Annotated in this window: 23 protein-coding genes; 18 read left to right on the top strand and 5 right to left on the bottom strand. The window is 42.0% G+C overall.

Translation table 11 applies throughout. The features are described from left to right. Positions 1 to 6: 6 nt before the first annotated feature. From traK to HGH91_RS05245, 8 genes are read left to right on the top strand one after another with little or no spacing between them, the layout of a single operon-like run. On the top strand, positions 7 to 630 hold the full coding sequence (gene traK, locus HGH91_RS05280) for a conjugative transposon protein TraK (protein WP_168737379.1): 624 nt from the start codon (positions 7 to 9) through the stop codon (positions 628 to 630). Then, on the top strand, positions 627 to 1043 hold the full coding sequence (locus HGH91_RS05275; protein WP_168737378.1) for a hypothetical protein: 417 nt from the start codon (positions 627 to 629) through the stop codon (positions 1041 to 1043). The genes traK and HGH91_RS05275 overlap by 4 nt, the downstream gene beginning before the upstream one ends. A 28-nt stretch (positions 1044 to 1071) precedes the next feature. Further along, positions 1072 to 2307, top strand: coding sequence for a conjugative transposon protein TraM (traM, locus tag HGH91_RS05270; RefSeq protein WP_168737377.1), 1236 nt, complete (start codon positions 1072 to 1074; stop codon positions 2305 to 2307). 17 nt (positions 2308 to 2324) lie between these two features. Then, positions 2325 to 2942, top strand: a complete 618-nt coding sequence (locus HGH91_RS05265) for a hypothetical protein (protein WP_168737376.1) — start codon at positions 2325 to 2327, stop codon at positions 2940 to 2942. 27 nt (positions 2943 to 2969) lie between these two features. Then, positions 2970 to 3797 carry a conjugative transposon protein TraN gene (traN, locus tag HGH91_RS05260; protein ID WP_168737375.1) on the top strand — a complete coding sequence of 276 codons (828 nt, stop codon included), beginning with the start codon at positions 2970 to 2972 and terminating at the stop codon, positions 3795 to 3797. A 6-nt stretch (positions 3798 to 3803) separates the two neighbouring features. After that, positions 3804 to 4316, top strand: coding sequence for a hypothetical protein (locus HGH91_RS05255; RefSeq protein WP_168737374.1), 513 nt, complete (start codon positions 3804 to 3806; stop codon positions 4314 to 4316). Between the two features lie 19 nt (positions 4317 to 4335). After that, positions 4336 to 5043 carry a hypothetical protein gene (locus tag HGH91_RS05250; protein WP_168737373.1) on the top strand — a complete coding sequence of 236 codons (708 nt, stop codon included), beginning with the start codon at positions 4336 to 4338 and terminating at the stop codon, positions 5041 to 5043. Between the two features lie 11 nt (positions 5044 to 5054). Continuing rightward, the gene (locus HGH91_RS05245; protein ID WP_168737372.1) at positions 5055 to 6071 is read left to right on the top strand and encodes a hypothetical protein; all 1017 of its coding nucleotides are present in this window, start codon (positions 5055 to 5057) and stop codon (positions 6069 to 6071) included. Positions 6072 to 6385: 314 nt separating this feature from the next. On the opposite strand, the gene HGH91_RS05240 is transcribed toward HGH91_RS05245, so the two are convergent. Further along, positions 6386 to 7450: a hypothetical protein gene (locus HGH91_RS05240; RefSeq protein WP_168737371.1), complete on the bottom strand. Its 1065-nt coding sequence runs from the start codon at positions 7448 to 7450 to the stop codon at positions 6386 to 6388. 654 nt (positions 7451 to 8104) lie between these two features. On the opposite strand from HGH91_RS05240, the gene HGH91_RS05235 reads away from it, so the two are divergent. Genes HGH91_RS05235 through HGH91_RS05225 form a run of 3 tightly spaced genes read left to right on the top strand, consistent with a single transcriptional unit; the run spans position 8105 to position 10054 of the window. Next, on the top strand, positions 8105 to 9442 hold the full coding sequence (locus HGH91_RS05235) for an AAA family ATPase (RefSeq protein WP_168737370.1): 1338 nt from the start codon (positions 8105 to 8107) through the stop codon (positions 9440 to 9442). Next, positions 9426 to 9677, top strand: coding sequence for an RloB domain-containing protein (locus tag HGH91_RS05230; RefSeq protein ID WP_168737369.1), 252 nt, complete (start codon positions 9426 to 9428; stop codon positions 9675 to 9677). Before HGH91_RS05235 ends, HGH91_RS05230 begins: the two co-directional genes overlap by 17 nt. After that, the gene (locus HGH91_RS05225; RefSeq protein ID WP_168737368.1) at positions 9671 to 10054 is read left to right on the top strand and encodes an RloB domain-containing protein; all 384 of its coding nucleotides are present in this window, start codon (positions 9671 to 9673) and stop codon (positions 10052 to 10054) included. Before HGH91_RS05230 ends, HGH91_RS05225 begins: the two co-directional genes overlap by 7 nt. Before the next feature lie 362 nt (positions 10055 to 10416). On the opposite strand, the gene HGH91_RS05220 is transcribed toward HGH91_RS05225, so the two are convergent. The 3 genes from HGH91_RS05220 to HGH91_RS05210 form a co-directional block, all read right to left on the bottom strand. Further along, positions 10417 to 11496, bottom strand: coding sequence for an NAD(P)H-dependent flavin oxidoreductase (locus HGH91_RS05220; RefSeq protein ID WP_168737367.1), 1080 nt, complete (start codon positions 11494 to 11496; stop codon positions 10417 to 10419). 78 nt (positions 11497 to 11574) lie between these two features. Beyond that, positions 11575 to 12372, bottom strand: coding sequence for a nuclear transport factor 2 family protein (locus HGH91_RS05215; RefSeq protein WP_168737366.1), 798 nt, complete (start codon positions 12370 to 12372; stop codon positions 11575 to 11577). A gap of 79 nt (positions 12373 to 12451) precedes the next feature. Beyond that, positions 12452 to 13039, bottom strand: a complete 588-nt coding sequence (locus tag HGH91_RS05210) for a Crp/Fnr family transcriptional regulator (protein WP_168737365.1) — start codon at positions 13037 to 13039, stop codon at positions 12452 to 12454. 332 nt (positions 13040 to 13371) lie between these two features. Between HGH91_RS05210 and HGH91_RS05205 the strand changes: the two genes are divergently transcribed. From HGH91_RS05205 to HGH91_RS05180, 6 genes are all read left to right on the top strand, one after another. Next, positions 13372 to 13947: an RNA polymerase sigma factor gene (locus tag HGH91_RS05205; protein ID WP_168737364.1), complete on the top strand. Its 576-nt coding sequence runs from the start codon at positions 13372 to 13374 to the stop codon at positions 13945 to 13947. Positions 13948 to 14026: 79 nt separating this feature from the next. Beyond that, a complete protein-coding gene (locus tag HGH91_RS05200; protein ID WP_168737363.1) occupies positions 14027 to 14971 on the top strand; it encodes a FecR family protein in 945 nt (314 codons plus the stop codon). Positions 14972 to 15050: 79 nt separating this feature from the next. Beyond that, on the top strand, positions 15051 to 18548 hold the full coding sequence (locus tag HGH91_RS05195) for a TonB-dependent receptor (protein ID WP_168737362.1): 3498 nt from the start codon (positions 15051 to 15053) through the stop codon (positions 18546 to 18548). 19 nt (positions 18549 to 18567) lie between these two features. Then, positions 18568 to 20106: a hypothetical protein gene (locus HGH91_RS05190; protein ID WP_168737361.1), complete on the top strand. Its 1539-nt coding sequence runs from the start codon at positions 18568 to 18570 to the stop codon at positions 20104 to 20106. Positions 20107 to 20110: 4 nt separating this feature from the next. Further along, positions 20111 to 21016 carry a hypothetical protein gene (locus HGH91_RS05185; protein ID WP_168737360.1) on the top strand — a complete coding sequence of 302 codons (906 nt, stop codon included), beginning with the start codon at positions 20111 to 20113 and terminating at the stop codon, positions 21014 to 21016. A gap of 26 nt (positions 21017 to 21042) precedes the next feature. Further along, the gene (locus tag HGH91_RS05180; protein ID WP_168737359.1) at positions 21043 to 22455 is read left to right on the top strand and encodes a DUF5689 domain-containing protein; all 1413 of its coding nucleotides are present in this window, start codon (positions 21043 to 21045) and stop codon (positions 22453 to 22455) included. Between the two features lie 120 nt (positions 22456 to 22575). On the opposite strand, the gene HGH91_RS05175 is transcribed toward HGH91_RS05180, so the two are convergent. Next, positions 22576 to 22779: a hypothetical protein gene (locus HGH91_RS05175; protein WP_168737358.1), complete on the bottom strand. Its 204-nt coding sequence runs from the start codon at positions 22777 to 22779 to the stop codon at positions 22576 to 22578. 254 nt (positions 22780 to 23033) lie between these two features. Between HGH91_RS05175 and HGH91_RS05170 the strand changes: the two genes are divergently transcribed. Beyond that, positions 23034 to 25247 (top strand): hypothetical protein, encoded by a 2214-nt coding sequence (locus HGH91_RS05170; RefSeq protein WP_168737357.1) that lies wholly within the window; start codon positions 23034 to 23036, stop codon positions 25245 to 25247. Positions 25248 to 25375: the final 128 nt, after the last annotated feature.

Raw genomic sequence — 25375 nt, 5'->3', positions numbered from 1 at the left:
GGTTTTATGTTGGAACAATTAAAGAATATTGATAGTGCGTTCAAGCACATCAGGCTGTTTAGCATTGTGTTGGTGCTTTCAGCTGTCCTCTTAGGCGGATTTGCAATATATCGTTGTACTGTTTATGCTGAAGCAGTTGGGAAAAGAATATTCGTTATTACAAATTCCGGAAAGGCTTTGGAGGCAATAGCAGCTAGCAGAAGGGATAATATGCAAGTTGAGTGCAGAGATCATGTTAAGGTTTTTCACGAGTTGTTTTTTTCTCTTCTCCCGGATGATAAAGCCATCGAAAATCAAATTTCAAAAGCACTCTATTTGGCAGATAAAAGCGCTAAAGTACAGTATGACAACCTGAAGGAATCCGGTTACTATAAGCAAGTTGTCGGTGGAAATATTTCCCAGGAACTTACAATGGATAGTATTTCCGTAAGTACGGTGGAGCAACCTTTTCATTTTACATTTTATGGGAAACAGAAGATTATAAGACCTACCAGCACTGTTCTGAGGGATTTGATCACAACAGGTGAACTGCGAGTGTTACAGGATCGTACTGATGCAAATCCCCATGGCCTGCTTATAGAAAAGTGGGAAATAGTACGCAATAATGACCTCCAAATTTTTAAAAGATGAGATTACCCAGATTTATTTTCAAGAATAAGAATGTAGAATCTCCAGTGGGAAATTGGATTTCAACTAAGGTTGATCTTTTATTTATTAAGGTTGCCGAATACTTGAACAGGAAACAGGCAAGTCTTTCAAGACGTCAGAAAATTCGCTGTCTCGCTATGTTTATTACTGTTTTTGGAGGCATGTCTATTTTGAGTTTAGTCCAGGTCTTGATTAGAAATACGCCAGGAATTGTAATTAAAGAGAATGTTGATATGCCATTAATACAGGATTCTGGCATCTATGGTAGTTCTAGTTCTGCTGCAGATTCATTATACATCCAGGAATATCTTAACCTGGTTGATAGTATTAGACGTACACCCAATGGACCTGATATTTTACAAAAAATGCAGGACAATTTATTTTTCAGTAAATGATGTTTTTCACTTCAAATATTTGTGTGTTATGGCAAGTGTGATTGCAGGAATAAATTTAAGTGATAGAAAATTAAAGCCGCTACTTTTTTTACCAGTCATTATTGTTCCGTTCGTGGCGCTACTATTTTATTCATTTGGTGGAGGAAATAGCCACTCCGAAGGACAGCAGAGTGCCAGTTCTGGATTGAACTTTAATCTTCCCAATCCGGACTTCCAAGGCGAAAAGCCTTCCGACAAAATGAGCCTCTATGCGCAACAGGAACAGGATTCAAGCAATTTGAAAATTGCAAGAGAATATGACCCTTACTTTAAAGCAGGGGATGTTGATACGGGAAAGCGAAGCGGTGTTGTAGAAGCGCCATTTTCTCCGACCACTGCAGCGGCGAATAACGCTACAGAAGAAAAGATTCGGGGGCGTCTTGCCGAATTGTCGAAACGTGTGGCAGAAGAACCAAACGTTTCTGGTAAAACCAGGACTGACGAAAGTAGTGCTTCAGTTGAAGAACATTCTATAAAAGCCCTTGAGGATGCTATGGCAAGCCTTCAAACGCAATCCGCCCCTGTTGATCCAGAGCTATCAACACTTAATGGGATGCTCGATAAAGTCCTTGATATTCAGAATCCCAGCCGGATAAAGGAGCGGGCAAGGCAATTATCAATGCAAAAACAAGATCACGTAGTTCCACTTAAAGTAGACCCCCACAGTGGTTTTACTGACTTGTTTCCGGCAAATCGCGACACGATCCGCAAAAAGGTGGTACACAAGAAGGCTTTTCTTGATATTTCATCATCAGAAGAACAGAGAATTGATAATGCAATTCCCGCCACTGTACATACAACAGCAACTATTGTAAGCGGTTCCACACTCAAATTGAGATTGGATGTCGATTTATATATAAATGGCATTCAGATCCCACGTGGAACATTCGTTTATGGGGTGGCGGCAATAGCAGGAGAAAGGCTACAGCTAACAGTTACCCAAATAAAGTATGGAGATAATCTTTTTCCTGTGTCATTGAAAATGTATAACAACGACGGAATTGAAGGGATACCAGTTCCAGGTTCTATTACCAGGGATATAGCTAAGACTGATGCCGACAATGCTCTTCAATCACTACAGCTTGCATCGTTAGACCCAAGTATTACAGCCCAGGCAGCTAGTGCTGGGATTCAATCCGTCAAAACCCTCATTGGAAGAAAAACCAAGTTGATCCGCGTAACGATTAAAGCTAATCATCCTGTCTTATTGAAGGATTCTAATTAATTATATAAATACTGTATATGAGCGAGTATATTCAGCAAACTTTGAAGGCAATATCATTGACAATTACAGATAAGGAACTTTCTTCTATTAAGCCATCCTCTGATCTCTTTACAATTATGAGAACAGAAAAGATAAAAAAAGATACGCTTTTTTTTCTGTTGTCCTTTTGTAAGAACTCATCTGGAGAGTACGAAGTTGATTCTTATAATGCAATATTGAAATTGCCAATTGAACTACCCAATATAAATTTTGGTGGCATCGCTATTTCCAGACTAGAAAAGCAATTGCAGGAAATCGATTGGGATGATCGATATTTTGAAAAATCAGCGAATCTTTTGTGCGCTGGATACAGGAAGGAAAGGGTTCATTTATTTGAAGCCGTTAACTCTGTTTTGATAATGGAGAAAATGGAGTATCCGGGAAATGTAATTGCCATTGCTTTGCAAATTAAATACTGGTTTAATACGGTATTTGGAAAAGTGGCATGTGGGGATTTTCGGCTTCTTTCTCATGCTAGACTATTTTACCCTACTCAGGTATTTAACCATTTATCTCGATTCCCTACCATGTATGAAGCTCATGCTTTTATGAAATTGGAATTGAAAATAAAAGGATTTCAACAACCTTCATTTTGATTTTTTAAACCGTGTAAATTTAAGTAGATGAAAAGTGTTAAAGTATTGTGCTGTTGGGTTTGTCTATTGTTCACATGTTTGAAGACTTACTCCCAAGAAGTGTTTCCAAAGGAAGTGAAAGTTTGTTTGAGCAAAACTACTCTTTTGGTATTTCCGGCAAACATAAAGAATGCTGACAGAGGATCTGCCAGCATTGAAATTGGCGAGATTAGTAAAGTATCCAATGTGCTGCGAATCAAAGCTAGTGAGGAAAATTTTATTCCGACAAATGTGAGTGTGTTTACTGATGATGGCCGCATTTATTCGTTTAATGTATCCTATACTAGCGATATATTTAAAAATATTTATGATTTCGCCGTTTCAGATGCTAACCAGTATGCAGATGGGGGATTGGAATTGTCGCAAAAGCGTGTAAGACAAATAGCTGGAGCTATACAATATATTTCCCCAACGTCCAGGAAACCGATGTCTAGTAACGGTAATGTTACCATTCGATTAAAGGGAGTCTATCTTGCTGGTGGAAAAATGTTTTTTCGATTTGGGATTCACAACGGCAGCGCAATTCCTTTCGATGTAGATTTTTGCAAATTCTTTATCGCGGATCGTACCAGGTCAAAAAGGACTTCACATATGGAAAAGGAAATACTTTCAACGTATTCAAATCTTGATTCTATGAATGCTGTCCCACCTGATGCCGATCTGGAGATAGTCACTGTTTTTGAGAAGTTCACCATTGCCGATGGGAAAAAATTTCATGTAGAATTTTTTGAAAAGAGTGGGGATCGACATTTGAAAATAAGTATTAAAGGCAAGCACTTGCTTAAATGTAAGCCCGTTGATAACCTAGTAAATTAGCGTCTTATGGAAGAAAATGGTGTGAGGCCAATTGATGCGATGCTGGATAGCTTGCACAGGCGAACCAATAACTACGTAAATATGTTTGGTCCTGAAATTTTAAAGGATAAGGCTTTTCTCAAAGCAAAGAGAAATGGACTAGAGAATATCAGGCGTAGCTTTGATGGTACAAAGAATAAAGATGACCTGGCCACTCTTAAAATTATTAATAACCAAATAAGAAAGCTAAATAGGGAGATATACCCCAGGTTTGGAATTGGAAGAGCTATAAATACTGTTCGGACTATAAATATTATTTCAAAAAAAATGTTTGATCTCGCAGCGGCTTCTGCTAGGAAGATTGCTAAGAGAAGACAGGCCAGAAGTGATACTCAACAGATGGACAAAATTATTTCCGATTTGAATGGGAATAAGGACAAAAAAGTTAAATCGGAGAACACCAAGAGAATTGATTTAAAACGTAGACATGCCAATCGGATAATTCTTTCTGGAGGTATCTCAAATGGTAAAAAGTTGTAGCAGTTAAAATATACCCAAAATGGAGAACCGCGTATTACAGGCTTATAATAGATGGAATAGAAAAGAAGAGGAATTTATGCACAGATATGGTAGAAGTATTACTAATAGCCTGGATTTTCAGAAACTAAAGTGGAGAGTGTATAATCATATTATTTCCCAATCAAAAAGGGTGTCACTTTCTTCGGATGAACGTGATGAATTGTCTATGGTCAAGATCAAGGCGGATGCTCTTATACGTGCAATCAATGGAGGGAGAGATCTTAGCTATATGCAGAAAATTGGTTTTAAAATTTCGGATATTCTGCATCCTGGCAACAGATATAGAAACATGAAAGATGTTTTCTTGGAATTTACCAATAGTAATTTAACTGTTCCATCCGCCAGCGAAGAAATCAAACCACGGGAATATTTGGGAAAATCAAATCCTGTATTTGATGAAAAACGACTCTTTAAAATCAATAGACAAAAGATTGATGTTAACAATTTGCCGCAAAATGTACTCGACGATAATGCTACAAGCCGAACACGGCTATTCAAGATTCAAAAGAAGGAAATGCACGTACACAATTCTGATTTGCGAGCAGTTTACGTTCGACAAGAAATAAAAAACAAAGTCCAAATTCCAGCAGCAGATGTCACCAATGACAAAAATATTATTAAGTTAAAAAAAAGAAAAACGGCCAAACCAATTAGCAATGACAAATTAATTGTTTCAGTTAAACTTTAAAACAAATAGTTATGGCATTAACAGGAGTTTTAGAAGATTCAGCAGATTTTGAAAGACAGATTAATAGTGTCGTTTCAAGTCTGGTTATAATGGGTTATCCCGAAGATAAGATTGAAAAGGTAAGAGATGACCTCTTCCAAGGTGTTGAAAGTGCCTCCTTTACTCACTCCGTATCTTCCGAGGATAAGAATAGATCGTTATCTGCAAAAGTTGAGGTGAAATGGACGCAAGATGCGGATCAAAATTTTTTCCTGGGAATATCACCGATTCATTCAACCTTAGTTGATAAATCAAAAGGCCAGAAAACGGAAGCTCTGATTTCTTCCTATTTCCGCCCGACAATGGAGGAACTATTGTCCCTGCTGGAAGGAAGAGCTGTTGATAAAAGGAATTTGACCAGAAAAATTGAGGTTGAATCAGTCAAGCCTGGAATGCGTACAGTGAATATTGTTGACGGCAATGGAGAAGTTAACCCTAAATTTGTACGCTTAAAATTTGACTCCTGGATACGTCTTGATCCTAACGCTAATATGCTTAACAGCGATAAGAACATCGAGTTTTTGGGTGCGATGTCATTGACCGCTGTTGCCAGCCGATTCGATATTCCACTGTTCAATAATAACGATAATAACCGGCGTGATGCAATAACATATCTAAGAAAGGGTATCATTATTGAAACAGAACATCCGAAAAAAGGTAAGATATTTATCGAGGCGGACCCACCACGGGGATTAAAGTTTTCCAATGCTAAAATGCGGCTGGACCATAAACAGTTCCTGAAAACGTCGGCTAGAGAAGCTTTGTCAAATCTTGTCAGCCTTGGAAATGGCGAAGGATTGTCCACTCCATCTAACAATGTGGCAGAGAAAAAAACTCCTTCTTTGCCGATCTCTGAAACTGCCGAGGTAAAAATTGATCCACCGAAAGCAAAGAATGGAGTAGCAAAAAAGACCGTAAAGAAAGCAGCTGGGAAGAGTGCAAAAAAGCAAGTAAGTGAAAATAGCAAGAAGAACGGGGTTAGGAGGTAAGGTGAGAGAGCCTCACAAACCCCCTCTCGCAAATTTAAGACTTCACCTGGTCTCCCAGCCATTCAAAGGAAAAAAAATCCCACCCGGTGCGCCTCAGCACTCTGCTAAACGCTCTCTCCGCGTCCACCTCAGCGCGCCTTCAGCCTTAGCCTACGGGTAATATTTTTTTTCCAATGAATGTCTTTATGGACCAGGTGAAGTATTGCTAGTCGCTACGGGGGTGTGGGAGGCGGGGGGGTGTCTGCAAGACGTAGCAGGACGCCCCCTTCTTTTAGCGCTAACACTGCCTCTCAACTTTTTTCGCTTGAGTTGCGTTAATTAAGATCTTCCAGAATATAATAAGTCTCTCTGCCCTTTTTTATGTTCTTCAGTACTTTTTCACCGTCATCGGTAGGTATGATTATCTCTTCACTTGCTGTTTTCATTAGCTTTCTGGCAACCGTGTCTGGCTTCATGTTTACAATATTTCCAATGGACTGGCATATATGGTCCCTGGTAGCTTCGTCGTTATTAGTGAAGAAGTCTCTTATAGCATTCTGAAATGTGCTGTTTATGCCGTTGGATTCGCCGGTGTCTGCAGATGCGGGTTTGGGAATTATTCTGAGTGATAAAGTGTTCCCATCAAATTTCGTATAAATCGGTTCGTTATCTTCTTCTGAATCACGTTGTTTCTTGATGCTTATTGTTAAATAGGTACTGCCAGTATCATCGAGATGCTTTTGTGATCGCAATACTGATGATGCTTTCTTCTCAAGCTGAGTTCCCAGGTGCCCTTCTGATTTTTCACTGCTGTTATTTTCATGAATCACAACCACTATCGATACTGGAAACTTATTCACTAGTAGATTGAGAGTATCTACCACAACTAATGAGCTAGGTAGTGAATTGAAATCAGCAGCGCAGTCAGTTATAATGTCAAATATTAGGAGCATCCTTTCCTTGTATACTTGGCTTGCATCTTTATTATTAAATACCATCTCCAAATACGATTGCACAATATTAATTCTATCGATCCTAGTTTCCATAACTAAAGAGCAAGGAACTAATTCGTCGGGTCTTTCAATATAACCTGCGTTTTTATATATCCTTTTCAGTGCAGCCGGGAATTGAGAATGGATTGTGCGTTCTGTATCGAAATAATGTACTTCGATAGGAGTACTGCAATGTCTTTTTAGACTTAGGAAATTGCCAATGTCTGTACCTTTTCTTGCAATAGCGGCGCTGGCAATTGACTCTGCAATGTGGCTTTTATGGCATCCCTTATTACCTTTTATTATCACAATAGTTTTCTCATAAATGATTGGGCGATCATTTATTGACATTAGAGGTTTTAGTTTTTCCACCGTGGGATTATTTGCCTGCTTTTTCACATATTCCATGTTAGCAAGAAAACTATTTAAAGGAGTCAGGCGATCATTGGCGTTAAAATCAATCATAGAATGAAATGGACTAACGAATCGAATATACTGTAAATTGTCAGAATTTTTATGGCAGGCAAAGATATTTGTTCAAAATGCGATTATTGTTAATTACTTCCACGTTAATGGAAGATTAACAATTTCCTCAACATTTCAAGGCCAGGAATAATAATATATTAGTAATATATATAATATATCTTCAAAAAATAAGCCAAACTGTTTGTTGTGTTACAATTTTTGCTTTTATTTGCATCGGTATTACTGATCGTAGTATTAAATAGTCAAATTGGTTCTTTAAATAATTTACAGTGAGAATATTACATATCTATAATATTTGCAATTAGAGTGCTGTCCTCTATCAACTGGTTCGAATTTTGTACCATAGGGATCACGAAGGAGAGTAAAAAGAAATACTCTTACGTAATTAAAACCTTGTAGAAGCTGATTCTACAAGGTTTTTTTGTTTTTGGTGATAATGCTGTGGAGTGATATGCAAGGATAGAAATTCTTGGAAAAATTATCGTTATAACGATTTTTTCGTTATAAATAGATAAAATGCTATCTTAGTTGGAGCGATAAGCGAATATTACATCCTATCTATTTAAAAGTCATTTCATGCTTATAAGATTTGTAGCAGAAAATATTTTGTCATTTCACCAAGAGACAGAATTTAATATGCTTACTGGCGAGGTCCGACGTTTACCCGAACACGTTCACAAGCTCACTAATTTAGATTTACTCAAATCGGCCGTTATTTATGGTGCAAATGGAGCTGGAAAGTCCAACCTAATTATGGCAATTGGCCTATTAAGCCAAATAGTAAAAGAAGGAGATATTAGAGTCATAGATAGTGATCTAAAATTTAAGTTAGCTGACACTAAAGGAAAGCCATCATCGCTGGAAATAGAATTTGTTGTTGGTCGAAAAGGATATGCATATGGTATTTCTATTTCCAACGAAGAAATAGTGGAAGAATGGTTGTATCGTTTATATTATGGTAAGAAGGCTGATGAACTTATTTTTGAACGGAAAAGGCAAAAAAAAGGGAAAACCAGTTTAAAATTACATCCTAAGTATATTAAGACCGGTAAGGATGAGTTATTAGTCAAAATCTATGAAGAGGATGTATTAGAGCATAACGTACCATTTATATTTTTGGTAAAAGATAAAAAGTATAAAGAAATAAGCGAAGCATTCCAGTGGTTTGAAACAAATTTGCTAATTATTTTCCCCAATACCAAGTATGCGGGATTAGTTGAACATTTTACAAAAGATCATGAGTTTAAAGAATTCACTAATTCTACTATGCATGGGTTTCATACAGGAATCCATGAAATAGATATACAAACTATTGATTTCGATCAGTTCTTTGGTGAAGACAATCTGTCGGAAAAAGAGCGGGTATTAAATAGAATAAAAGGAGGCGATAGAGAAGCTGTTGGAGACTATAAAAATGCCATTGCTCTTATAGAAAATGGTAAACCGGTTGTAAAGAAGGCAATAACATATCACATAGATAATAAAGGTGAGAAGGTTAAATTTGAGCTTTTTAATGAGTCCGATGGCACCTTGAGACTCATTGATTTTATACCTGCGATATTTTTACTTAATAAGTTCCCAATTACAATTTTGATTGATGAAATAGATCAGAGTATTCATGCTTCCTTACTAAAGGAGTTTATTAGTAAAATCCAAAAGGTAGGAATAAAAGGACAATTAATATTTACTACACACGAATCAAATCTATTAGATCTTGACTTGTTCCGCCAAGATGAAATCTGGTTTGCAGAGAAGAATGATGAAGGGGCCTCTCAATTTTATCCTCTGAGTGACTATGATGTTCGACCGGATCTTGACATTCGTAAGGGGTATTTGTCAGGGCGATTTGGGGCTATTCCATTTTTAGGGAATTTAAGGGATCTTAATTGGGAACAATATGCCAAGGAATACTAATAGGGGATACAAGAAAGGAAAACCACACAGGGACTTCAGAAAATTCATAATAGTAGCTGAAGGTGAAAGAGAGGATGATTATTTTACGTTTTTCAAGAATTTGTCTCAAAGGGTTATTGTTGAAATTGTTCCTAGAGATGGGGGAAAGTCGGCCGTGAAACATATGCAACAAAGAATTGATGAATATGCTTATAAAAGGGAATTGAGAAGGAGGACAATGTTTGGTTTGTGTTAGATGTTGACAAATGGCCGAAGAAGGATATATACTCTCTAATTCAAAGCTGTGCTGATGCGGCAAACTGGAATACAGCAATCAGCAATCCCTGTTTTGAAGTTTGGCTACACTACCATTTCTGTAAAGAAATTTCAGAAGACTTAAATACCCCAGCGAAATTAAAGAAAAACTTGCATACTGCTGTGAAAGGCGGTTATAATAGAGATGCTTTCTGTAAGATGATGGTTACGGCAATTAAGTACGCTACACACGCTGACTCTGACAAGGGGCACAGTTATCCTCAAATAAGGATAACAAAAGTGTATCAACTTGCCAACCAACTTTTAACTTTTTTGGGAAAATCATGTTTGCAAAAACATGGTATAAGTTTTACCTGAACTTAGAATCCATAAGGGGATAGTAAAAGGTGATCGGAATCATAAGCGCCCCACCGCATTACAAAGTTGGGGAACTACCTTATACATTTAGTTGAATAAGAAATGAAGTATTGAAAAGACGGATAGAAGAATTGGAGCGAAGGAATTTAGAAAATTTTTCAGACAGAAAACCAATATATCTCCAGTGGCTTACCGCGAATCGTTGCAGTAATCAGAAGGAACGAATGACATGGTAACATGGTCGAAAGGACGATCACAATACCTGCTTAGTTGAAACCCGCAGTCACGGTCACCGCTTTCCACGTGAAGCACCGGTAACATACTATACTTTTGAATGGTTCATGATGCTGGTTTTTTACCGTTCATGAATAAAATGCAGTCGTTTCCTCCACCAATGCACGCATTAGTTCAGCTGCCTTTCTGTGCTTTAACAACGGCGCTACTTGTCCGCCCCAAAAAAATACCATATCCCATTTCTCCTTGTCCAGTGAAGATTTCCTTAAAGAGGACGTGAATTGTGTTTGTAAAGGAAATGGCAGCAGTTGTCCTTCCTTGCCCTCTAAGCCTTTGGTAATTTGATTGGCGATCCCTCTACCCAACCTACCGGTGAATGCGCGCGTGAGTGACGTATATTTTGCCCTGTCGGAAAAAAGCATTTCCTTGTGAATAGGTAGCGCACCGGATTCATCGCAAGCCAGAAATGCCGTGCCCACCTGAACGGCATCTGCTCCCAACGCTAACGCCGCTGCGATGCCTTTACCGGTAGCGATGCCACCTGCGGCGATTACCGGAACTTTTACTTTTTCCCGGATTAATTGTAACAGCACAAAACTACCTGTCGTAGATGATTCGGCAGAGGCCAGGAAGGAGGGACGATGACCGCCTGCCTCAAAACCCGACGCAATGATCATATCTGTCCCCGATGCTTCCAGGGCGATAGCTTCATCCAATGTAGTGGCAACGCCTACGGTGATGATACCGCGCTTGCGACATTCTTCCAGGATATCCGGTGACAGTGTGCCGAACATATAACTGAAAACTTTCGGGCGCAAATCCAACACTACCTGTAATTGATTTTCAAATCCTGAATGGAAAGGAGCGGGCTTCTCCGGCAAGGGTAGCCCTACTTCATCAAAAAAAGGTCTGAACAACTGTGCTGTTTTCTCATACTGTTCATCGCTAACAGTGCCATTCCCACCGGGAATATCCGTATCAGACACCCAAAGGTTCAGATTATAACCTTTATTGGTAGCAGCTTTTATCTGCCTGTCTATTTCAATAATCTCCTGCTGCGTATTCGTATATGCGCCAAAGCCTCCCAACCCACCCGCATTGGAAATAGTGGCAACCAGGCTGGTCGATGAAAGATTGCCGCCAAACGGACCTTGAAAAATAGGGTAGTCAATCCCAAGAAGTTTTGTTACTGCTGTATTGTTCCACATAATTTAATCACTTTATGATCTTTAATCAAATATGACAACCTAGACCTATTGTGTATTGTTTCAATTTCTACACAACTCTTAATTGCTTATATCTGTCAAAAAAGTGGTCGCTATTTTATCATTTTTGATCTTACCTTTCACAAACTCGAAGAATGCTTTGGCATGTGGAGCTGCTTTGTGCAGCTCAAAAATCTCGCTGCTTTGATATACCTCGTAAACAACAATCGTCTGGGGTGAATCGGATTGGGTATTGATCAGAAACAATTCAACACCAGCCTCTTTTCGGGTTTCAACGGCCATTACACTGATTGCTTTTTTAACATCGGTCTCGAAACCCGGAAGTACTTCCATGGTAGCAATCAATCTTAGCTTTTTATCCGCGGACTCATTGGTTGTTGACCTGTCATTCTCCGGATCTGCGACATTTTTTGCAACGTCGCTGATCATTTTATTAACGATAAGCCAGTTGCCGTTTAGCTTGTGAAAAGACAAATATTCCTGATAAAGAAAATCATACATCTTTACCCTTACTTCGGCCACCGCGATGGAGTTGGTAACGCGGATGTTCAGCACTTCGCCTTTAAAAGTTTTGCCTGAATCTTTAGGGCTTTGCCTGCCTGCCACGCCGGTTAAATATTCGTCCAGCGTTTTCGCATAGGGCTGGTCTTTTACATCCCCAAAAAGAAGCGTTCCGGGATGATAAATCTTCCGGAGCTTTCCTGTATCACCAGTATAGATACCTGTAAAATAATCGTTCTCCAGTACTTGAGATACCTGTATTGCATCTTTCTGTGTTGTTTCCATTGTATTGTAGTTTTGTGCCTGGGAACCCCACCACCAAAAGGGCAAAAAGGCTGTTATCAATAATGCTTTCATATACCTATATTTTCTGGTAGTAATGGTGTTTTGTATTACAATACAAAGTAACAACGGGGGAGGAAGTATATTACGTGACCTATATCACATTCTTATGGTTGTTATACAAACGGCTGAGTGTTTCCCTGGAAACGCCCAGGTAGGCGGCTATAAGGTGCTTGGGAACGATGCTGTAAAGCTGTGGATATAACTGCATCAACTCTTCGTAACGTGTTTTGGCGTCATTGTTCATAAAAGACAGCAATCTCTTATGTGCGGCCACATAGCCTCTGTTGGTTCGCCAGCGGAAAAAGTGGCCTACCTGGGGGATCTCACCGCAAAGCTTTTCTCTGTCGTCGTTTGAAAGGATAAGCAGGTCAGCATCTGTAATGCAGTCTACGTTCACAGTGGCCCTGGTTCCCGAATATAACGCCTGGTAGTCGGATGCCCACCATGTTGACATGGCAAACTGGAGAATATGCATCTTAACATCATCGTTGATGTAGAATGTTTTCAGGCAACCGGCAACAACAAAATATTCACAATCAACTTTATCTCCTTCCCTTATCACCATTTGTCCTTTTTTGAAAGAAATGGGTTTAAAGTGACTATAAAAATGTTCAAACTCCGCCTCCGTAAGGGAGGCTAATTTGGCCACGTGGGCCTTTAAAAGCATAGCAGTATCCATAGTGTATAAAGATACGCTTTTCAGGATTGATTCGTTTTTATCAGCAGGGCGCTTAATGCAGTTAAGAGCCGCATACCGGAAGTATACCGCCCTGATTTTTTTGTATGAATGAATACAGAGGAGTTCTTTTAAAATTTCAGCCGGAACGGCTACACTGTCAACTTCATTGTCACTTTTCTAAAGCCTTCACTGTATCTTTCGCATAAGGTTAACGAAACGATAATATTGCCTCAATAAACCGCTACTATATTGAAAAGCAACGATTATAGAACGCACCTCCATCGGAAACCTCCTCTATTTGAAGCGAAAAATATTTACTTTGCGGCAGTTTTATGAGCGCCAAACGTACAACTGAATGGAATGACACTGATCTGTTGCATCGTATCCAGCAATCGGATATGAAAGCATTCGATCTGTTGTACAACAAATACTGGCATCCGCTGTTCAGCTTCGCCAATAAGTTACTCCGGTCTTATGACGATGCACAGGATATCGTACAAAATGTATTTGTTTCTGTTTGGGAAAGGCGCAACACCATTACCATACAGCAATCATTTGAAAGTTATCTCTTCCAGGCGGTGCGGTTTCAGGCGCTTAAAAAGCTGGAATCACTGTTAAGTTCACCCGAACAAATTGACCGGGTCCAGGAAGACCTCCTGCCGGTATTTAATGATATCCTGAATCGCCTGCAGGAGCAGGATTTAGTTAAACAATTACAAAGGGAAATTTCCGGTCTTTCTCCCCGTACCCAGGAGATATTCTTACTCAGCCGGCAGTACAAACTAAGTATTGTTGAAATTGCCCGGAAATTGGGGATTTCAGAACAAACGGTCAAGAATCAACTGCATATAGCCTTAAAAGCCTTGCGGCATAGCATCGCCATCGCCCTCATTTTCTACTCCCACTGATTTGGTAACAATTCCTTAACCTGGTTGTACCGGTACTACTTACCCTTTTTCAGCACATACTATTAGAGAATCGTCTGCAATGAATCTGCTGAAGTTAAAAAAGATTGTCAGTAATTATTTGTCCGGCCACGCTTCGACAGAAGAAACAGCCGTCATTGAACAGTGGTTTAAAGAGGCCAGGGTAGCTGCTGATAAAGAAACAGATCAGGGCCAGTATGATGAAAGAAAGGAGAGGGCTTTAAGTAATATTAAGACCATTATTAAGACCGGCTCCATAAGGAAACCACGCTACCTGAACTGGGCAGCTGCGGCTTGTTTGACCGGCATTTTATTCGGAGGGTATTTGTTTAGAAATGAGCTAACAGATTTGATGGCCACTCCGGTCATGTATACGGTGGTAACTAACCAGTACCAGGTCAGGGAGGTGATATTACCAGATAGTTCCATCGTGGTGCTGAATGTTAACAGCCGGCTCCGTTACCCCGCAAAATTTAGCAGAGACAGAAGTGTAACGCTCAATGGTGAAGCTTTTTTTGACATCAGAAAAAATCCGGATGCCAGGTTCACCGTGAAAGCATCGCATCTGAACGTAAATGTATTGGGAACATCATTTGTTGTTTCGGATGCGGGCGCCAATGAAATGGCCAGCGTGGAGGTCAAAACAGGCCGCGTACAGGTAGCCATTTCCGGTGGGCCGGCAACGCAGCCAGCTATACTGTCTCCCGCACAACAATTCACCTATGCGGTGCAACGCAGGGAAGGGAAAATAGAAAATAATGTAGCTGTCAATACAGCATGGACTTCACAATTGCTGGTATTCAGGAATACGCCGTTAAGGGATGTATTTGCTGCAATAGAGGCCAGTCTGCCTGTTAAAATCGTTTCCGGCAATACGGAGATTAACAAACGGACTTTTACCGGTTCTTTTTTGAAAGAGGATGATATTACTGAAATTCTCAACATTCTATCCCTTTCATATGGGTTGAAAATAAAGCAAACCGGCAACCTGGTTGAGGTAAACTAATTCCTATAATACAAGCACAATAGTTTTTAAATCATGATGAATGATATAGGAAAACCTATGTCCATAACTAAGCAAAAAAATGAAAAAGAGGTTTGTCAATCAATTTTACCGGCTGTTATCGGGAAAAAAGCTTTTTTCCCTGCTGCCCTTGTTCCTGTTGTACTCCCTGTTTTGCCACGCGCAGGAAGGAGGCAAAGCCACAAAATATAATATTTCATTTTCAGGGAATACATTGGAAGAATGTATAGATGCATTGCAAAAACAAACCGGCATACGGTTCTTTTATGAAGCACTGGAAGTAAACAAAGTAGAAAGACATTATACCAGGAGCTTCAACCAGGCGACTATAAACACAATTGCCGATTATCTGCTGGCCAACACTTCACTGGTATATGATATCGTGGATAATAAAAAGGTGGTGATACGCAGGAAGATACCGGCTACAAACACCCATACACTGGATAGTGCCAACAGTTCCGGTGAATCACATACTATCAAAGGTCGCGTGGTAGATTTTGAGACTTCGATGCCACTGGCCGGCGCTTCCGTTAAGCTGGCGGGTGCCTCCAGGTCCGTTGTCAGTGATAGCAAAGGTTATTATGTCATCAGCGGAATAAAGACCGGCGAATATACGCTGGCGGTGACCTACATTGGTTATTCGGCTTTTGCAGAAACGGTAAGGCTCACCAACAGCACCACCTTCGACATACGTATGCAGGCCGGTGGCGGATCGTTGGGAGAAATCGTGGTGAGTGCAGCCGGAAGGAAAGTGCACAACGTAGCCCATACCACAGACAGGAAGGTATTGGAGACTATCAAAAGCGCACAGTCGGTGGTGTCCGGGATCTCCTCCCAGCAGATCGCTATGGGCGCCGATCGCAATGTGGCGGAAGTGGTGAAGAAAATCTCCGGCGTTTCTATTAAAGATGACAAATTTGTCATCATTCGGGGGATGAATGAACGGTACAACCTCACCTATCTCAATGGCAATATCGCGCCCAGTACGGAACTGTATTCTCGCGCTTTTTCGCTCGACTTGCTTCCCAGCAGGATTATCGACAGGATCATGGTGTACAAGTCTCCCGCACCGGATCTGATGGGAGATATGACAGGCGGCGCCGTCAAGATATTTACGAAAGACGCGAAAACAGTGAAACATGTTGATGTGGAGCTGCAAATGGGATACCGGACAGGTACCACATTCAACGGTCAATTCATGACTTATCATGGAAGTGGCACCGATTTCCTCGGCTTTGACAATGGCGTGCGGAAACTGCCAGCTGTTGTGCCGGGCTACGGCGATTTTACCAGGGCCGGCATTTCTCAGAAAGAGTATGCCCAAAATTTTAGTCCTTATTTACAATACGGTTATAAATCGGCCCTGCCAATGATACAGCTGACTGCCAACTACTACAATACCTTTAAGATCGGCGGTAAAAATCTGGGTATGCTGAGCTCCCTGAGTTATAAGACAGAAAGCCAGCAGTTGGACATAGACCGTGCCGGCAGCTTCTGGAGCAGCGATGGTAATGGTAAGCGGACGCATGAAACCACCCGTGAATCCCAAAGCATGGAAACCGTACAAATAAACCTGCTACAGAACTTTACCTACAAGCTTCGGGACAGCAGTCGCCTGTTTTTTAAGAACTACTTTTTGCAACAGGGACAGAGTACTACCGTAGTGCGTACCGCCAGGAACAACCAGTATGTTGCAGGAGATTCCTCTACCGACCTTGGGCATCTTACAGGAATAAACTGGAAGGAACTCGTTTACGGCTACAATGTATATGAGCGCAATATTATTCTGGGATATACCCAACGGTTTTTATATGCCGGGAATGTTGGCGGAGAGCATTATTTTACGAGAGGCAAACAGCTGCTGGAATGGAACCTGGGTTACACCTTCAGCCGCCAACAGATACCGGACCAGCGTGTAATCCGCTTTAACCAGAACCGGCAGGATGGCGGTGGCACCAGGGGATTTGGGCAAAGCGAAGACCTGAGCTGGGTAGCTTCCTATCGTTATATCAAAGGACCTGACGATGTAGAGAACAAGAACAATAACCTGGAACGGGGCATGATATCCCGCACCTGGTCGCGGAACAATGAACAGGTGTATAACGGTGCTATTGATTACACCAATAAGTTGACCTCCTGGATGACTTTCAAAGCTGGTACCTATCAGCAATGGAAGTCAAGAGTTTTGTTCCGTCGCGCCTACACGCTGAATGAGGGCGATCTGAACTCTGCCGGCTACCCGGAAAGCGCGAACGCCAACATCGGCAGCAGCGGCCATTATATGGACTTCAATAAAGTGTTCTTTACAGAACAGGACCTGGACAAAGTGTGGAGCACCAACTATTTAAAGGACGATGGCAGCGCCCTGAAAGTATTTGACCGTACCAGTGGCAGCGACGCCTATACCGCTACTGAACAGCTCAATGCCGGCTATGTGGCCCTCAGCCTCTTGCCGTTGAATGGCAAGCTGGACGTGTATGGCGGCCTGCGGGTGGAATATGACCGTCAGAAAGTGGCTGGCGCTATGCCTGGTTCCAACCAGGGTAGCATCAACTATCCGGTGCTGGTGGATAATAAGACCACCAATTATCTGCCCTCGATTAATATCAGCTATCGTCCCTCTCAGCAATTCGTGGTACGGACGGCATACGGGAAGACCGTGAACCGGCCGGAGTTCCGGGAGTTGTCGCCCTACGGTGAACTGGACCAGTTGAATAACCAGACCGTGCGGGGTAATCATCTCCTGAAACCAGCCAATGCCACCAACTATGATGCGCGGATAGAATGGTACCCCAAAAACAATGATAAAGCTGAAACTTTCAGCGTGGGTGTTTTTTATAAAGAGTTGACCAATCCCATTGAAAGAATGATTACACGCAGTCTTTTTTCCGGCGGTCCGGCCAACATCAGTTTTGGAAATGCGGATAAGGCAACCGTACAGGGACTGGAGATCGATCTACGCAAAAACTTTGGATTTATACCGGTGCCGTTTTTCAGGAATCTTTCCTTCATCGGTAACCTTAGCCTGATCAAAAGCGAAGTGAATAAAGGCCTCGATACTTTAGTGCTCAAAAATCCCGACCCGGCAGTAAACCCGCATTATACCCGTCAGTTGCAGGGGCAGGCGCCCTATACGGTAAACCTGGGCTTGTACTATGATAACGCTGGAACAGGAACCAAATTGGCGCTATCCTGGAACAAGATCGGGCCGCGCATTTATGCCGCTGCCAATGGCGCGCCGTTCAGCATAAAGTACCAGGGCGCCGTACCGGTGGTAACGCCCGGAAATCAGGGAAGCCTGATTGAACTGGAACGGGAGGCGCTCGACCTGGCGTTGACACAGCGTATCATCAAAAGCCTGCAGGTAAAGTTCAGCGCCCAAAATATCCTTAACCAGCCGATACGGATGGCGGAAGATGAAAACTTTACCTACAAGTATGAAAAGGCTTTCATTAAGCGGACCGGCGAGCCGTATCAAAGTGATACCAATGGCGACATGATCAGTAGTGAATACAAACCTGGGCCTCATTTTATTTTATCGCTGACTTATTCGTTTTAAAAAATTCAATTCTAGCTACATGAAGTATAGCATCATAAATCAGTTAACGGCGCTGCTGTTGGGTAGTTGTTTGTTGAGCGCCTGCTACAAAGCAGATAATTTTAAAAACAAGCTGGATGCCCTGCCACAGGTAAGCTATCAGACGGAATACAGCTATCGGGCCAGCTATACCGTGGGCGATACGATGACCATCACCGGCAGGCTGCAACCCAATAACGGTCTTAAAATACAGATAGGTAATGAAGAGGCGGTGATTGTAGCTGCTGATAGCCTTCATTTCAGGCCCTTCACCGGCGATACGGCCACAATTCCCATGGATTGGGTAAAGGTGCTGATAACCGATAACATGGGCTCCGGTTCCGGCATACCCGTCACCATTACTTCAGGCGGACATATTGTCAATGCTGCAAACATTAATATCTACGGCCGCTATGGAGAGGGTAGCTTTAAAAACAAGCTGGGGCTGGAGGTACATGCTGATATCACCAGCGCTTACAATGTATTTCTGAATTGTGTGAACGGAAAAGGCGACCTGTATTTTTATGAAGCCACTACCGGCAACCTGCAGCATATAAAAAAGGATGGCACCACTGAAACCCTGCTAACAAATGCGCAGCTCACCGCGGGGCTATATAATATCAAAACGTTTATAGCGGGTGGCGTCAATCCGCAGGGTACAAAAGCCTGGATATCTATACAGACAGATACTACCTACGCATTGGTGGAAGCCGACCTGGCTGCTAAAACCATTAAAGTATTAAACCATACTAAAACTTTCTCTGCGCCTTTTGTAGGCGGAATCGGCGCCGTGAGCATGAAAGCCAAAGCGGTTTATGCAGACAGCAAGGGACATGTTTTCCTTGTTACACCCGGTGTACAGTGGGGGCGGGAGACGGATTACGGCGCGGTGGCAAAATACAATAGCGCAGACGGTATGGTCAGCTACCAGTTCCGGGCAGGCATGTTACCGCCCGAATTACCAGGCGTAGATATGAGTGACCCGGATAATCCTTATACAACTGCCTTACCCCTGATTCAGGCCGAGGAATCGCTGATGTATTTGCCGGGTTATAACAAGTTAATGGTGTACGACCTGCAAAGCAGGACGCTGATCAAAACGGTAAAAATACAGGGAGAGAATTATGGTGTCTTACCTAACAGCTATACCGGCGCCTTTAATGGTATTAGAATAAACTTCAACAGTTATCTGGGTAACAACAGCGCGCCGGAAACAGGTTTTGGCTTTTTACCCAAGCCGGGCCAAAAGTTGGTCTTCCTGTTGTACCAGTATCTGAATGGGAGGTCCCTGGGTATGGACAATGGGAATATGGCGCCGTTAGTGGGCGGTCCTAAATGGATGGTCTTTGATGTTGCAGAGAACCGTACCTATCAATATGCACCGCAGGCAGATTTGTCTGATTTTGCCTTTGAGCCTTTTGATTCCCCGGGTAAACCGAGAAGTATATTTCCGGACCAGTTACTGAATTATGATGAAACAGGGCATTTGTATGCCACCGCCAATGGACGTAGAAAAATAGTAAAGACCATCTTAAAATAGCATCATGAGAACGCGTTTATATAAACTTGCTTTATGTGGTATGATTGCCAGCATATTTGCCTGCAATAAGGATGTACAGCCGGAAATACCAGCGAATGGGAACATCAGCAAAATAAATTTTTACTCTTCTTCCGATGTCCTGGCTTTGTACAATATGGGAGGTATCGGGTTGTTTATTGATTCACCGGTGGTTAAAAGAAACGGATTAATCCCTTTTTTTAATCTGAGCGCCAGCCCGCAAAAAAAGGAATATCCGACGGTATATAGTTCGATGCCCAGTATTGTATATACCAGTTTCCGGGATGGCAAACATCAATTCCGGTTTAACTATATGGTGCCTGATACCACCACAACGATGGAGGGTATACTGCCTCACAGGATGCTTATCGACAGTTCCATCTCTTTTGATCGCGGAAGGGAGATGTTGTGTTATCTCGCCGATAAGCCGTTGGTGGCAGAGGGGCAGGAACCGGCTTTTCAACTGCTCCATGTGCAGTTAGAGGGCACTGCCCAAAACGATGCCAATACCGTCTCCCTCTATATCCTGCACCAGGCTGCGGACGCAGGACTGCTCCGTTGCAGCAGTGTTCTTCCTGATGGTAGTCTGAGCACGGAGAAAGTACCTCAAAGCCTGGCATATGGACAAACCACCGCTGCCATCACGTTCAACACTAAAGACGCATCCAATGGCCTTTTTGGGCTACGCTTCTACGATGCCACCACAGGGCAGGAGCTGGTGAATACGGCTATACCGGCGAATGGCGGCCATGCCTATATACTCGCGATACAGGGCTTTAAAACCGCCCACCAGTTTAAGATACCCGTGAGTGTAAACCAGGATAAAACCGTTAACTATAGTACGAAAACCGTGACCGCCAATCTGCGCAGTGACCTGAGGCAATTATGGTAATAACAACACAAGTAAAATTGACATAAATGAACATCATACAATATAATAAGCAAATATTGGTGCTGGCTACTGTATGCCTGCTGTTAGCCGTAGCCTGTAAGAAGGAGGCCGCACCAGACCTTAGTCCGGCTTCCTTCGGGGCCAGGACCATTAGTATTATGGAGTTAAAAGCACTGAGTAAGGTCACTGAGGTGCGCGTGCCGGACGGTGCTGACGGAAGACAAATAACGGGGGTTGTGATCTCTGAGCGGGAAGGAAAAAACACTGATCCCAAAACGGTTGTCCTGCAAAGTGATGGTCAGGATACCGCCGGTATCGTCGTACAGCTGGATACAATTTCGCCTTTTAATCCGGGCGATTGGTTGTCGATCAACGCCTCCGGGCAGAAGTTACAGCAGGTGAACGGAGAAGTTGTTTTAAAAGACATACCACTTTCCCGTGTTCAGCATATTGGTAAGGGAGTTGTTAGGGTGATATCCGTTTCTGTGGCAGAAGCGCTTACGAATGCCGGCAGATGGAACGGCGCCCTGGTGCGGTTGTACGATGGACACTTAAGCGGAGGTAACGGAAAATACAGCGGTATCCTGAATTTTAAGGAAATGGACAGCAGTGCCGTTATCCAGTCGCGGGTATTACCTGGCGCCGTGTTTGAAAACAGGGCCTATCCGGCAAACATCAGCACCTTTACCGGTATTTTAAGGACCGATGGGGCCAATCCGTATATACAGGTCCGGAATGCCACTGATGTAAACAGTACGGAGGTTACCCGCCTGGTAACAGACGAGATGAATATCTATGGAATGAACAATCAGGACAATACCTGGCAAAATCCTAATATCACCTTCAGCACCCCAACACTTGAAACAGGGGTGACCAGGTATACGGTTGGAGATATCGTTGGCAATTTGCCTGCATTTGCATCAGACGCCGGTTTTCTGCCATCCAGGAAGAGCTATCTTTATCTCATGTTAAAGAAACCAGCTTATGTATGGGACTTTAAGAGCGCTGTGAATTTGGTGGCGCAGCCTGGTATCAAGGAAATCCGCGTTACCTTCGCCGGCAGTCAGGTAACCGGTTTAATTACTAAAAGCAATTATGGAGATGTACTGACTGTAAATCCATTTAACCCGGCAACCGATAGTTTTAAAGTGGCTTTACGTTATACTGTTGGCAGCTATGTCGCCGATACCATATCGGCTGCTTATTCAGAAACAGGTAAACTGTATACAGCGGTATTCCGCGTGCCTTCCAGGCAGCAACTGTTCGGGGCAGTATCGACATTGGACCCTTATGGGTACAAACTCCCGGTGGAGGAATTCCTCCAGGAACCTAAGTTCAGCATTGTTAACTACTCGGACCGGGTTGATCCTAATCCGGACCCATGGGCAATGCCAGCTTCAGCCCCTATTGTCATTACCAAGATAGAATATGGTTATTAGCGGGGATATATTGTGTATTGACCTTGCTATGCTACAAATGAAGCGTTGTTCCTTTTAGCAAAGGAAAAGGTTACCCTTTCACCGAGATGTTTTTCGGATATGCTGAAACATTTAGTGGGGTTAACTGCACAACAATACATTCATGATAAACTGATTGAACGCCCAGGTGGCGAATGAACCGGGATTAGAGAATCCCCGTTCATTCAATAAGCTGTTTCGGCAAAAGGTACAGATGTCTCTATCGGTATTCAGAAAATCGTTGCGATAGTCTTGCGATTTTTTCACTAACCATTTTGTCCGCTGATCACCGACGCTCTTATTCATACGTAGGTTATAGATGTGGTCAACTTTCCCTTGATGAGTGGTAGCAAAAAAAAGGAGGAATAAAGCAAAATAGCAGTGGTGGGAGATAGGTTGTACTTCTATCTTTATATTGAGTTGAGCAATTATGTGTTGCCTTCAAGGGTAATGATATTATCCCTTGTATTGGGCATATTGGGGGATTTGCATTAGGATTGAAAATTAAGAGGTGCCTGAGAAAAATAGGGTTATGAATGTTAAATGTTGGAAAAAATCACATGAGATATAAGATTAAGAAGTGGTCATTTCTGGGCCAATGTGCTTTCATTCTTTTGGTAGTTATTTATTCACCAGGTGCAATTGGACAAAACCTAAAGTTTTCCACCAGGTACTGCTCCATTACGGTTAATAACAAAGGCTTTATTACCAGTATCAAACGAAATCAGACAAAACAAGAGTATTGCCCTTCCAATATGTCATCAGCATTGATGGCTTTGGAAAAAGAAGGAAATTATTTGTTGCCTGTTTCGGCTCGGGCAAATGGGGAAAAAATAATACTGAGTTATGCTAATGGCTCGGTAGCTACTCTTAAAACTGAATCTAAGGGTGATTATCTTCGGTTTGAACTGGTTTCGCTTAAACCCCGCAATAACATCGACAACGTTGTGTGGGGACCATATAAGACGAACATATACCAATATATAGGTGACGAGATTGGTGTTGTGCATAATCAGGATTTCGCTTTTGGCGTTTTTTCTTTAGATGATAATACTACCGGAGGTTTGCCTTGTGATGGCGATTTATCTCAGGGATATTATTATGTTCATTCAAGTGATTCAGTGAAGCATCCGCTTCCTTCACATCTCAAAGAAGGACAACGCTTTCGTTTTGGGGGGGATGGAATAAGTGATGTAGACATGTCGTCACAACCGGAGGAATATTTTAAAATTAACGGCGGTATCGCAGCACAATTGGAACCCGCTTTTGGGTCCAGTGTTACAATGCACGCGCGGGATCGGAGAAAAAGGCATTTAGATTTTATAACCTTATTACCAGGATATGATAAAATGAATTTGCCCCGTCATCAATGGGTTGATTCGATTGATGCTGATTTAATGGGTTCTTCAATTGCAATGTTTGGCTGTCCGGATTCTGTCACCCTTCAATTAATAGAGAAAGTTGTTATCAATGAAAAATTACCTCATGTTAAGACGAATGGAGGTAAATGGATTAGAGATCCATCAACTTTTAAGACTGATATTGCCTGGTCAGGAGTACACGATAGCTTGATTAGTTATGCGCGGCAGCTAGGTATCCAATCAGTACAAGACGAAGGATTAGGCGAATATTATCCCAATCCGGCAAACCGTTGGGGGAATAAAAAGGTTGATTTCAAGCATAGCAACATGTCAATTGCTGATTATACAAAACAAACCAATAAACATGATATTGCTTACGGGTTACATACGTTGTGTGAATTTTTGCAACCGCACAATAGTGATGTATCACCAGTACCGAGTGATAGCTTAGTCGTACTTTACGCTACCTTTATAAGTAAGAATATTTCTGCGACTGATACGATTATTTATGTTTCTGATACTACATTTTTAAATGAATATGGCGGATGGGAGGGTAACCACACCAACGTACTCAAAGTAGGGAAAGAACTGATAGAATATAATGGGGTGACAGACGTTTCTCCTTATACATTGAAGCATGTAAAGAGGGGGTATTATAACACCATTGCTGCCTCCCATTCAGCAGGAGACAGGGTTGACAAATTGCAACCAAATTGCTATCGCGGATTTGCCCCCAATATTTATCTACAAGACAAATACGCTGAGTATTATGCGCAATGGTTGATTGACGGAGGTATGACTTATGTTGATTTCGATGGATTAGAAAGTTGTGCTTACCAGGCCCAGGGGACTTATTCATACAAAAGATTTTTCAGAAAGCTATTTGATACTTATCATTCTTTAGGTGGAGGATATCTTCGGGTAATGGGTTCAGGAATATCTGAGGGAAGCTGGTTATATATGAGTACTAACAACGTTGGAGGAAATAACAATATGTATAACCCAATTACTGATGCATGGGGAATTGAAGGAAAGGATATTCGTAATCTCAGTTTGAGTAATTACCTTCCTTGTACCTTTGGGATTCAAGATTTTCAAGCTAATTGGACGTTCAGGCAGGCGGATATTTTACAATCCAGGGCAATTGGATGGAATGCCATGTATATGCTTGGTTTAAGTGAATCCGCCGTAGAGAGTTGCAAAGATAAAATACAATTCTTTCAAACTTTTCGCGCATGGGAAAACGCCCGGAAAGCTAATGTATTCAGTCATACCCTTAAAAAGGAAATGCGTGAGGAATCAAATCATTTCCACCTGGAGCAGATTGATGCAAATACATGGAAATTATATCGGGTGGATGTATCGGGTAAATGGAGTACTCCTAAGATTCTAACAGCAAGTAATGCGTTGTAAATCCCTTAACTTATAAGGGATGCCCTGATAAGCTGCTCCTGTAAACCAAAGTTTAGCGCTTCCTGATAGTAATAAGCCTTCAAGTCCTAAGCCTTGAAGGCTTTTATATTCGGCTAATTTCTCCATTT

Source organism: Chitinophaga eiseniae (assembly GCF_012641265.1).
GTDB lineage: Bacteria > Bacteroidota > Bacteroidia > Chitinophagales > Chitinophagaceae > Chitinophaga > Chitinophaga eiseniae_A.
Note: the sequence above shows the minus strand (reverse complement) of the source record. Positions and strands in the feature narration are given on the sequence as shown.

Bases quoted from the DNA above. Each gene is read 5' to 3' on its own strand.
- HGH91_RS05220 (WP_168737367.1), bottom strand. From the start codon at position 11,496: ATGTGGAACAATACAGCAGTAACAAAACTTCTTGGGATTGACTACCCT.
- HGH91_RS05180 (WP_168737359.1), top strand. From the start codon at position 21,043: ATGAACATCATACAATATAATAAGCAAATATTGGTGCTGGCTACTGTA.
- HGH91_RS05175 (WP_168737358.1), bottom strand. From the start codon at position 22,779: ATGAATAAGAGCGTCGGTGATCAGCGGACAAAATGGTTAGTGAAAAAA.
- HGH91_RS05190 (WP_168737361.1), top strand. From the start codon at position 18,568: ATGAAGTATAGCATCATAAATCAGTTAACGGCGCTGCTGTTGGGTAGT.
- HGH91_RS05265 (WP_168737376.1), top strand. From the start codon at position 2,325: ATGAGCGAGTATATTCAGCAAACTTTGAAGGCAATATCATTGACAATT.
- HGH91_RS05245 (WP_168737372.1), top strand. From the start codon at position 5,055: ATGGCATTAACAGGAGTTTTAGAAGATTCAGCAGATTTTGAAAGACAG.
- HGH91_RS05275 (WP_168737378.1), top strand. From the start codon at position 627: ATGAGATTACCCAGATTTATTTTCAAGAATAAGAATGTAGAATCTCCA.
- HGH91_RS05215 (WP_168737366.1), bottom strand. From the start codon at position 12,372: ATGAAAGCATTATTGATAACAGCCTTTTTGCCCTTTTGGTGGTGGGGT.
- HGH91_RS05240 (WP_168737371.1), bottom strand. From the start codon at position 7,450: ATGGAATATGTGAAAAAGCAGGCAAATAATCCCACGGTGGAAAAACTA.
- HGH91_RS05195 (WP_168737362.1), top strand. From the start codon at position 15,051: ATGAAAAAGAGGTTTGTCAATCAATTTTACCGGCTGTTATCGGGAAAA.
- HGH91_RS05200 (WP_168737363.1), top strand. From the start codon at position 14,027: ATGAATCTGCTGAAGTTAAAAAAGATTGTCAGTAATTATTTGTCCGGC.
- HGH91_RS05210 (WP_168737365.1), bottom strand. From the start codon at position 13,039: ATGGATACTGCTATGCTTTTAAAGGCCCACGTGGCCAAATTAGCCTCC.
- traN (WP_168737375.1), top strand. From the start codon at position 2,970: ATGAAAAGTGTTAAAGTATTGTGCTGTTGGGTTTGTCTATTGTTCACA.
- HGH91_RS05235 (WP_168737370.1), top strand. From the start codon at position 8,105: ATGCTTATAAGATTTGTAGCAGAAAATATTTTGTCATTTCACCAAGAG.
- HGH91_RS05250 (WP_168737373.1), top strand. From the start codon at position 4,336: ATGGAGAACCGCGTATTACAGGCTTATAATAGATGGAATAGAAAAGAA.
- traM (WP_168737377.1), top strand. From the start codon at position 1,072: ATGGCAAGTGTGATTGCAGGAATAAATTTAAGTGATAGAAAATTAAAG.
- HGH91_RS05170 (WP_168737357.1), top strand. From the start codon at position 23,034: ATGAGATATAAGATTAAGAAGTGGTCATTTCTGGGCCAATGTGCTTTC.
- HGH91_RS05255 (WP_168737374.1), top strand. From the start codon at position 3,804: ATGGAAGAAAATGGTGTGAGGCCAATTGATGCGATGCTGGATAGCTTG.
- HGH91_RS05185 (WP_168737360.1), top strand. From the start codon at position 20,111: ATGAGAACGCGTTTATATAAACTTGCTTTATGTGGTATGATTGCCAGC.
- HGH91_RS05205 (WP_168737364.1), top strand. From the start codon at position 13,372: ATGAGCGCCAAACGTACAACTGAATGGAATGACACTGATCTGTTGCAT.
- HGH91_RS05230 (WP_168737369.1), top strand. From the start codon at position 9,426: ATGCCAAGGAATACTAATAGGGGATACAAGAAAGGAAAACCACACAGG.
- traK (WP_168737379.1), top strand. From the start codon at position 7: ATGTTGGAACAATTAAAGAATATTGATAGTGCGTTCAAGCACATCAGG.